This window comes from Bacillus sp. 05T31, from assembly GCF_056396725.1.
Window position 1 is genome coordinate 1 of the sequence record NZ_JBFTMA010000408.1, and the last position, 3,854, is coordinate 3,854.

The window sequence follows — 3,854 nt, forward strand, 5'->3', positions numbered from 1 at the left end:
TCTTATAACTGTACGTGCAATGTGTAGTGCAGCCGATACCTCGCTACCGCCTGGTAAAATAAAACGCTCTAAAGGCGGCGCTTCTTCTGTATACGAATCAATTCGTCTCTCTAAATACTCGACCATCTCTATCGTTACTTTATAAGGGATTTTCTTCTCTACTATTGCTAAATCCCCTCCACAATCAAATAGTTCATGTTGAATATTTTCAAGTTCGTTATAAATGTTACGAAAACATTCCTCTTGTAATTTAGACATGGCATATCCGATATGAGAATTCGCCTCATCAATTGTTCCATAAGCTTCTACACGTATATGATCTTTATCCACTCGGCCACCTATGACACTCGTTTCCCCTTTATCACCTGTTTTTGTATAAAGTTTCATTTCATTATGACACCTCTCTTTTTATTTTCATTCTGATTATTAAAGAAAAAAAACTCTACCATTCTTTATTTAATTGCACTTACAAAAAAATAAAAAAACAGTAAAGCTTTTATTCATGATCAACTTTTAAAAAACATATATATCTAAATTATACGATTTGGTAAATATACAGAGAATGTAGTTCCTTCTCCAACGACACTTGATACAGAAATTTTCCCGTCATGACCTTGAACAATATTTTTAGCAATCGCAAGCCCGAGTCCTGTTCCAAYTTTTTTCCCKCGMGTTCTYGCTTTATCAGCTTTATAGAATCGATCGAACAAGAACGGAATATCTTCTTCTGGAATACCARCACCTGAATCTTGCACTTCGAAAGTAAGGCCACTATTTTTCGTATTAATTACAAGTGTAACATGTCCACCTGCATTTGTATGACGGATTGCATTATCAATTAAATTCGTCAGTACCTGTTCCATACGGTCTGCATCAAACGGATATTGTTCAATTGGACTTTGGAAATCCACTGTTAATTGGACTTCTTTATCCTTTGCAATCCCCTGGAATTTACGGCCAATTTTTTCGACAAATGGATGAATATCTACTTCACCTATATGTAACTCTACATGTCCACTTTCCATACGGGCTAAATCTAATAACTCATTTACAAGTTTACCTAAACGAACAGATTCATCATAAATAATTTGAACAAACTCATTAATTTCCTCTTTCGTTTGCACAATATCATCTAAAATTGCTTCACTATATCCTTGAAGCATTACCATCGGTGTACGAAGTTCATGTGATACATTCGCAATAAAGTCTTGACGCATTTTCTCAAGACGACGCTCCTCCGTCATATCTCGCAATACTGCTACAGCTCCACGAATTTTTGTTTGATTGTAAAGCGGTGTCATAAGAACTACGTAGTTACCTTTTTGCAAATTAATTTCAACAACTTGTTGTTGCTCACTTTCTACAACGAGATGGAATAGTTCAACAAGTTCAGAAGGCAGTTTTTTAATTAACTCTACTTCTTTTTCTTCTTGCCAAACTTGTAAGAAGTGTTCTGCAGGTGGGTTGATAACAACGACTTCACCTTCTTGATTTAACGTAACAACACCATCTGCCATACTACTCAAAATGCTAGCTAACTGCTCTTTTTCTTGCTGCAGGGCATTCATATTAAACTTCAACTGTTTCCCCATTTGATTTAAAGCAGTTGCAAGCTCACCAATTTCGTCCTGCGACACCATAGGGGCTTTCGTATCAAATTTCCCGCGTGCTACCTCAAATGCAACCTCACGCATTTTACGAAGCGGTGCCGTAATTCGAGTAGATAAGAAAAATGCAAAGAAAGTTGTTAAAATAATCGCAATCCCGGCTGATAAGAAAATAAAATCAGTCGTTCTCTCCATACCTTGTATTGGAACTTGCAATGATTCATATACAAACACTGCACTTTGATTTTTTGACTGTACTGGTTTCCCGACGATCATAATATCATTTTCAGTATTTTTATTCTTCCTACTATTAGAAGTTTTTCTAATATTATTCTTAATATCCTTTTTATCTGTAAAAACAGCTGCTAATTCTTTATCATTTTTCAAATCATCTATTGTAAGAGTAACTAATCCTTCTTGTTTCGGCGAAGAAGAAATTTCCTTACCGTCTTCTACAATGATAATCCTTGAAAGTGGATCAGAAAATTTGTAAGCAATATCCTCAATCGTTTTTACATCGGCACCTTCTTCAATTAATTCCGTRACACTWGTTGCAACTTTYTGAAGCCTAGCTTCACTCATATCAACATAATACGTTCTAAAAAACTGTGAAAGTAAAATAGCAACAAATCCAAGAACAAACGAAACGAGAAGTAATATGGTCATCCATAACTTCCCTACTACACTTCTCCAAAGCATCAGTCGTTCACAACCTCAAACTTGTAACCTACGCCCCAAACGGTAACAATCATYTTCGCTGCATCTGGTGATTGTTTACTTAACTTTTCACGTAAACGCTTTACATGCGTATCAACTGTACGTAAATCTCCGAAGAACTCATATTGCCATACTTCTTTTAACAATTGCTCACGGTCAAAAACTTTATCCGGGGATTTCGCTAAGAATAATAGTAATTCATATTCTTTCGGTGTTAAGTTTACTTCATTACCATCCGCTGTAACGCGGTGCGCATCATTATCAATTGTTAAATGAGGGAAAACAGTAACATCTTTCGTCGTTGTATCTTGTGTAAAGAATGTCGTTGGTACAGCGCGGCGTAATACCGCTTTCACACGAAGTACTACTTCACGCGGGCTAAACGGCTTTACAATATAATCATCAGTTCCAACTTCAAACCCTTGTACCCTATTTACTTCTTCACCTTTTGCTGTCAGCATAATAATTGGCGTCGCTTTCTTCTCACGAATCCCTTTACASACTTCGATACCATCTTTACCAGGCATCATAATATCCAGTAGGATTAAATCATAATCATTTTGTAACGCCATTTCTAAAGCTGTATCACCATTATCCGCTTCTTCAATTGTGTATTGCTCTCTTTCTAAATACATCTTTAATAAACGACGAATACGATCCTCATCGTCTACAATTAAAATTCTTGATTCATTTTCCATTTCTACCCGCTGCGTACTTTTACCACAACGGTTTACACCTACCCTTCTACAATATAATGTTGCACCTATCCTCGTTTAATTAAGCATTTTTTAACGTTCCACTTCCCATATTATGCTTCACAAGAATAATAAAGTTTGTTCATTTTTTTTCCAAAACTATGTATTTTTTTTGAACAGTATATTTGGTCCTCGACATCATTTTACAGAATCAACCGCTACTTTGTCATGTTTTTCTCAAAAAAGAAGAAAATTTGACAAAAATAAAATAGGAAAGTGACATACACTCTCCTATTTTATTTCTCTATGCATATGAATGTAAACCCGCGATAATTAAGTTTACTACAATAAAGTTAAACATAATGATTGCAAAACCAATCACTGCAAGCCAGGCGGATTTTTCTCCATGCCATCCTTTAGATAAACGTAAATGTAATACCGCAGCATAAAAGAGCCAAGTAATAAGCGCCCAAACTTCTTTTGGATCCCAACCCCAAAAGCGCGTCCAAGCGATTTGAGCCCAGATCATTGCAAAGATTAATGCTCCTAATGTAAACACCGGGAAKCCTATCGCAATAGAACGATATCCGATTTCATCTAATAAATCACTATTCGTATTCTTTACTAACGGCTGAAGTGCCGCTGACACTCGCTTACGTAAAACAAGTCTTAATACAATATAAAGTAGCGTTCCCACTAACACTGACCAAATAACAGTATTTAATTTTTTCGCATTTACAATCGCTGGAACTTCAACTGTTGGCTCTAATTTATTTTCTGTCATTAACTTCCCTTCATGCGGTCCAACTAAAGCAGGGAGATTATACTTCATTTC

Annotated in this window: 3 protein-coding genes and 1 pseudogene; all 4 read right to left on the reverse strand. The window is 35.9% G+C overall.

The annotated features are described in order from the left end of the window. Positions 1 to 387: cob(I)yrinic acid a,c-diamide adenosyltransferase (locus tag AC1DJR_RS20540; protein WP_477003381.1), on the reverse strand; the 387-nt coding region annotated here is incomplete at its 3' end. A gap of 143 nt (positions 388 to 530) precedes the next feature. Then, on the reverse strand, positions 531 to 2,306 hold the full coding sequence (gene resE / locus AC1DJR_RS20545; RefSeq protein WP_477003382.1) for a sensor histidine kinase ResE: 1,776 nt from the start codon (positions 2,304 to 2,306) through the stop codon (positions 531 to 533). Further along, positions 2,306 to 3,022 (reverse strand): DNA-binding response regulator ResD, encoded by a 717-nt coding sequence (gene resD, locus AC1DJR_RS20550; protein WP_002011758.1) that lies wholly within the window; start codon positions 3,020 to 3,022, stop codon positions 2,306 to 2,308. Before resD ends, resE begins: the two co-directional genes overlap by 1 nt. 301 nt (positions 3,023 to 3,323) lie before the next feature. Beyond that, positions 3,324 to 3,854: pseudogene (gene resC, locus AC1DJR_RS20555) on the reverse strand (cytochrome c biogenesis protein ResC); the annotation flags it as partial.